The following is a 6,010-nucleotide window of genomic DNA, read 5'->3' on the forward strand; positions in this document are numbered from 1 at the left end:
CTGGGTGACGGCGACGGCGAGGGCGGCATTCTGCTGGCGGCGCACAGTCTCGGCTGCCTGACCGTGGCGCACTGGGCGGCGCGCTTTTCGAGCGCGGCGACGCGCGCGAAGGTCGCGGGCGCGCTGCTGGTGGCGGTGCCGGACCCGCATGGCCCCGAATTTCCGCGCGACGCGAGCGGTTTCGATCCGGTGCCGCTGGCCGCGCTGCCGTTCCCGAGCGTGGTGGTCGCGAGCAGCGACGATCCGTACGGCGGGCTGGACTTCGCGCAACGCTGCGCGCAGGGCTGGGGCAGCCGCTGGGAGACGATCGGCGCGCGTGGACACATCAACGCCGAAAGCGGCCTTGGCGACTGGCCGCAGGGCTATGAATGGCTGATGTCGATGGGTTGATGTCGATGGCGCTAGACGAAATCCGGCGGTGCGCGAAGCGAAGTCCGCTCGCCGCCGGCACGCCGCCAAGGCGTCAAAGCACGCCTTTTCCGCGCAATGCCTCGATCTGCTCGTCGCCGTAACCGAGCACGCCGCGCAGCACGTCGTCCGTGTGCTCGCCGAGCGTCGGCGGATGGCTCGCCACCACAGGCGGCGTCTCGCTCATGCGGATGGGATTGCGCACGAGCCGCGCCACGCCGCCCGTCGGGTGCGGCACGTCCACCTGCAAGCCGCGCGCGATCACCTGCTCGTTCTCGAACACTTCGCCCAGATCGTTGATCGGCCCGCACGGCACGCCCGCGGCTTCGAGCGAGCCGATCCAGTCGGCCTTGCTGCGCGTGCGGATCAGGTCGGCGAGGATCGGCACCAGCGTGTCGCGATGGCGCACGCGCTCCGGATTGGTCGCGAAGCGCGCGTCGTCGGCGAGATCGGCGCGGCCCGCGACTTCGACGAACTTGCGGAACTGCCCGTCGTTGCCCACGGCGAGGATGATCCAGCTATCGCTCGTCTGGAAGGCCTGATAGGGCACGATGTTCGGATGCGCGTTGCCCCAGCGCACCGGCGGCGTGCCGCTCGCGAGGTAGTTCGTGTTCATGTTCGCGAGCATGGCGACCTGCACGTCGAGCAGCGCCATGTCGATGTACTGGCCCGCGCCCGTGCGGTCGCGGTGCGCGAGCGCCGTGAGCACGGCGATGGTCGAGTACATGCCGGTCATGAGGTCGGCGATCGCCACGCCGGCCTTCTGCGGGCCGCCGCCCGGCAGGCCGTCGCGCTCGCCCGTGATGCTCATGAAACCGCCCATACCCTGCACGATGAAGTCGTAGCCCGCGCGCGGCGCATACGGGCCGGTCTGGCCGAAACCCGTCACCGAGCAATAGACGATGTCCGGCTTCACTTCGCGCAGCGAGGCGTAATCGAGCCCGTACTTCTTCAGTTGCCCGACCTTGTAGTTCTCCAGCACGACGTCGCTCTGCGCGGCCAGCTCGCGCACGATGCGCTGACCTTCCGGCGTGGCGATATCGACGGTCACCGAGCGCTTGTTGCGGTTCGGCGCGAGATAGTAGGCGGCCTCGGCGGTGTCCTCGCCGTCGGGCGTTTTGAGATACGGAGGCCCCCAGTGGCGCGTGTCGTCGCCGGCGCCCGGACGCTCGACCTTGATCACGTCGGCGCCGAAGTCGGCGAGAGTCTGCGCGCACCACGGTCCGGCGAGAACGCGGGTGAGATCGAGTACGCGGATATGGCTGAGAGCGCCCATGCTGTATGTCTTCCAATATCGTTTTGAGGCGGGCCGTCGAGGCGGCCGTTGCGTCCATATTAAGCGATTCGCCCTCCGTACGGCTTATTTCGGTACAAAGTTTCGCTTAGCGGAACAAGTTGCCGCGCGACAGCGCTCACCCGACGCCCCGCGCGCAACGAATCGTCAAGCGCGCGCACACGCCGCCGCGTACCGCGTGGCAGCGATGCACGCCGGTCCGCGGACGCCGCCGCGCGCGTGCGTCGATCCCGTATAATCGTTCGATTCAGCATCGAGGAAACCGCGCACGCGCAAGCTGCGGCCCGTGTTTTCGAGATCAAACAAGATTCAGCACAGACGCCCCGAAGGTAAATACAGCACGCCATGAAAGCCTCCGAAATCCGCGAGAAATTCCTCAAGTTCTTCGAATCGAAGGGCCACACGATCGTGCGCTCGTCGAGCCTCGTGCCGGGCAACGACCCGACCTTGCTCTTTACCAACTCGGGCATGGTGCAGTTCAAGGACGTGTTCCTCGGCGCCGAATCGCGTCCGTACTCGCGCGCGACCACTGCGCAGCGCAGCGTGCGCGCGGGCGGCAAGCACAACGACCTCGAAAACGTCGGCTACACGGCGCGCCACCACACGTTCTTCGAGATGCTCGGTAACTTCTCGTTCGGCGACTACTTCAAGCGCGACGCGATCCACTACTGCTGGGAACTGCTGACGAAGGTCTACAGCCTGCCGGCGGACAAGCTCACGGTCACGGTCTACAAGGAAGACGACGAAGCCTTCGACATCTGGGCGAAGGAAATCGGCGTGCCGGTCGAGCGCATCATCCGCATCGGCGACAACAAGGGCGCGCGCTACGCGTCGGACAATTTCTGGCAGATGGCCGACACCGGCCCGTGCGGCCCGTGCTCGGAAGTGTTCTACGACCACGGTCCGGACGTCTGGGGCGGCCCGCCGGGATCGCCTGAGGAAGACGGCGACCGCTTCATCGAGATCTGGAATCTCGTGTTCATGCAGTTCAACCGCGACGCGCAGGGCAACATGACGCCGCTGCCCAAGCAGTGTGTCGACACCGGCATGGGTCTCGAACGTCTGGCCGCCGTGCTCCAGCACGTGCACAGCAACTACGAGATCGATCTGTTCCAGAACCTGATCAAGGCCGCCGCGCGCGAAACCGGCATCAGCGACCTCACGAACAACTCGCTGAAGGTGATCGCCGACCACATCCGCGCGTGCTCGTTCCTGATCGTCGACGGCGTGATTCCGGGCAACGAAGGCCGCGGCTACGTGCTGCGCCGCATCGTGCGCCGCGCGATCCGCCACGGCTACAAGCTCGGCAAGAAGGGTTCGTTCTTCCACAAGCTGGTGAACGATCTGGTCGTCGAAATGGGCGCGGCCTATCCGGAACTGACCGAAGCGCAACAGCGCGTGACGGATGTGCTCCGCCAGGAAGAAGAGCGCTTCTTCGAGACCATCGAGCACGGCATGTCGATCCTCGACGGCGCGCTGGCCGACCTCGAAGCGAAGGGCGGCAAGACGCTCGACGGCGAACTCGCGTTCAAGCTGCACGACACCTACGGCTTCCCGCTCGACCTCACGGCGGACGTCTGCCGCGAGCGCAACGTGACGGTCGACGAACCGGCGTTCGACGAAGCCATGGCGCGCCAGCGCGAGCAGGCGCGCGCCGCGGGCAAGTTCAAGATGGCGCAGGGCCTCGAATACTCGGGCGCCAAGACCACGTTCCACGGCTACGAAGAGATCGCCTTCGACGACGCCAAGGTCGTCGCGCTGTATGTCGACGGCTCGTCGGTCAACGAAGTCAAGACCGGTCAGGACGCCGTGGTCGTGCTCGACCACACGCCGTTCTACGCGGAATCGGGCGGCCAGGTCGGCGACCAGGGCGTGATCTCGAACGCGAGCATCCGCTTCGCCGTCGCCGACACGCTCAAGGTGCAGGCCGACGTTTCGGGCCACCACGGCACGCTGGAGCAGGGCACGCTGAAGGTCGGCGACGTCGTGAAGGCGGAAATCGACGCCGTGCGTCGCGCCCGCACGGCCCGCAACCACTCGGCCACGCACTTGATGCACAAGGCGCTGCGCGAAGTGCTGGGCGCGCACGTGCAACAGAAGGGCTCGCTCGTCGACGCCGATAAAACGCGTTTCGACTTCGCCCACAACGCGCCGATGACCGACGACGAAATCCGTCGCGTCGAGCAGATCGTCAACGCGGAAGTGCTCGCGAACGCGCCCGGCATCGTGCGCGTGATGTCCTACGACGAAGCGGTCAAGGGCGGCGCGATGGCGCTGTTCGGCGAAAAGTACGGCGACGAAGTGCGCGTGCTCGACCTCGGCTTCTCGCGCGAACTCTGCGGCGGCACGCACGTGACGCGCAGCGGCGACATCGGCCTGTTCAAGATCGTGGTGGAAGGCGGCGTCGCGGCCGGCATCCGCCGCGTGGAAGCGATCACTGGCGACAACGCCGTGCGCTTCGTGCAGGACCTCGACGCGCGCATCAACGCGGCGGCGGCGGTGCTCAAGGCGCAACCGGCCGAACTCACGCAGCGCATCGTGCAGGTGCAGGATCAGGTGAAGTCGCTCGAAAAGGAACTGGGCGCGCTCAAGTCGAAGCTGGCGTCGAGCCAGGGCGACGAACTCGCGGGTCAGGCGATCGAAGTGAACGGCGTGCACGTGCTCGCCGCCACGCTCGAAGGCGCGGACTCGAAGACGCTGCGCGAAACGGTGGACAAGCTCAAGGACAAGCTCAAGAGCGCGGCCATCGTGCTGGCGGCCGTCGAAGGCGGCAAGGTCAGCCTGATCGCGGGCGTGACCGCCGAGGCCAGCAAGAAGGTCAAGGCCGGCGAGCTCGTGAACTTCGTCGCCCAGCAGGTGGGCGGCAAGGGCGGCGGCCGTCCGGACATGGCGCAGGCGGGCGGCACCGAGCCGGCGAACCTGCCGGCGGCGCTCGCGGGCGTGAAGGGCTGGGTCGAAGCGAAGCTGTAATCGCGCAGATTCGCCGATGAAAAAAGGGCTGTCCGCAAGGGCAGCCCTTTTTGTTTTTGCGCCGATGAGCGCGTGTGCGCGCTTCAGGCCACAGCTGCTGCAGCGGCTTCGGCGGGCGCCAGCGTTTCACCGCGCGCATGCGCAAGCAACGCCGATTTCAGCGCATCGAGCGCCGGCGACAGATGTCCGCGCCGCCAGACCAGCAGCGTGTCGATCTGCCCGAGCGTGCCGAGCGAATGCACGGCGATGTCGTCGGCGTTGCGCTGCAGATCGAGCACCGAGCGCGGCGCGACCGCAACGCCCGCGCCCGCCGCCACGCACGCGACGATCGCGTGATACGAGCCCAGCTCCAGCACGCGCGTGGGCCGGATGCCGTGCTCCAGATACCACGCCTCCACGTAGTTGCGATACGCGCAGCCGCGCTCGAACGCGACCAGCGTCGAGAGCGCGACGTCGCCCGGCTGGCGGATCGGCCGATGCCCGCGCGGCGTGATCATCACCAGTTCCTCGCGATAGATGCTCACGTGCTCGAAGACGTCGGCGGCGGGCGGACCCGCGAACGGCGTTGCGACCAGCGCGGCGTCGATCTCGAATTCGCGCAGCCGCTCCATCAGACAGCCGGTCGTGGCCGTTTCCAGTTCGAGCGTGACGTCGGGCCACGCCTGGTGATAGCGCGCGAGTACGCCCGGCAGGCGGCTCGCGGCGGCGCTCTCCATGGTGCCGAGCCGCAGACGCCCCGCCGGCCGCGCCGCCTTGAGCGCGTGACGCGCTTCGTCGGCGAGCGCGAGCATCCGTTCGGCGTAGGGCAGCAGCGTTTCGCCGGCGGGCGTCAGCACGAGGCGGCGGCCGTCGCGCGTGAACAGCGGCGTGCCGAGTTCCTCCTCGAGCTGCTTGATGCGCGTGGTCACGTTCGACTGCACGCGGTTGAGCTTGGCGGCGGCGCGCGTCACGCCGTTTTCGCGGACGACGGCCCGGAAGATCGCGAGCTCGGCGAGATCCATGATAGTTCTCTAAACGGGAATGATTCGTTCATCATAATTCATTTTTAAGGAAGGTTTTCAGCGACTACCATGCTGGGAAGCGATGTCGCGCCATGCCGCGCCACGTCGCCCATGCCGCCCCGTTTCTTCGTCTCCTTCCGTGTTTCGCCGATCATGACCGACCTCGCCGCCCGCCGTTCCGGCTCCCAGACCGCCCGCCGCCCGCATGCCGCCCGACGCGCCGCGCTCGCGTGCATGGCGACGCTCGCGGCGGCGCTCGGCATCGGACGTTTCGCGTTCACGCCGCTCCTGCCGCTGATGCTGCACGGCGGCGGACTCGATCTGCAACACGGCGGCT

At 67.3% G+C, this 6,010-nt stretch carries 5 protein-coding genes; 3 read left to right on the plus strand and 2 right to left on the minus strand.

Annotated features, from left to right (window positions below):
• Window positions 1–390, plus strand: a 390-nt coding sequence (locus G3N97_RS35600) for an alpha/beta hydrolase (protein WP_205997513.1), incomplete at its 5' end; no start/stop codon positions are given.
• A 73-nt stretch (window positions 391–463) separates the two neighbouring features.
• Here the strand turns inward: G3N97_RS35600 and G3N97_RS35605 are convergent.
• Window positions 464–1,684, minus strand: a complete 1,221-nt coding sequence (locus G3N97_RS35605) for a CaiB/BaiF CoA-transferase family protein (RefSeq protein ID WP_205997514.1) — start codon at window positions 1,682–1,684, stop codon at window positions 464–466.
• 363 nt (window positions 1,685–2,047) lie between these two features.
• On the opposite strand from G3N97_RS35605, the gene alaS reads away from it, so the two are divergent.
• The gene (gene alaS / locus G3N97_RS35610) at window positions 2,048–4,672 is read left to right on the plus strand and encodes an alanine--tRNA ligase (protein WP_205997515.1); all 2,625 of its coding nucleotides are present in this window, start codon (window positions 2,048–2,050) and stop codon (window positions 4,670–4,672) included.
• 83 nt (window positions 4,673–4,755) lie between these two features.
• Here alaS and G3N97_RS35615 read toward each other — a convergent pair whose 3' ends face one another.
• Complete coding sequence (locus tag G3N97_RS35615; protein WP_205997516.1) at window positions 4,756–5,673, minus strand: LysR family transcriptional regulator; 918 nt, start codon at window positions 5,671–5,673, stop codon at window positions 4,756–4,758.
• Window positions 5,674–5,826: 153 nt separating this feature from the next.
• Between G3N97_RS35615 and G3N97_RS35620 the strand changes: the two genes are divergently transcribed.
• The coding region (locus G3N97_RS35620) for a YbfB/YjiJ family MFS transporter (RefSeq protein WP_205997517.1) at window positions 5,827–6,010 on the plus strand (184 nt) is incomplete at its 3' end.

This window comes from Paraburkholderia sp. Ac-20347, from assembly GCF_017104805.1.
In the GTDB taxonomy this organism is placed as follows: Bacteria; Pseudomonadota; Gammaproteobacteria; order Burkholderiales; family Burkholderiaceae; genus Paraburkholderia; species Paraburkholderia tropica.

Bases quoted from the DNA above. Each gene is read 5' to 3' on its own strand.
- G3N97_RS35615 (WP_205997516.1), bottom strand. From the start codon at position 5,673: ATGGATCTCGCCGAGCTCGCGATCTTCCGGGCCGTCGTCCGCGAAAAC.
- G3N97_RS35605 (WP_205997514.1), bottom strand. From the start codon at position 1,684: ATGGGCGCTCTCAGCCATATCCGCGTACTCGATCTCACCCGCGTTCTC.
- alaS (WP_205997515.1), top strand. From the start codon at position 2,048: ATGAAAGCCTCCGAAATCCGCGAGAAATTCCTCAAGTTCTTCGAATCG.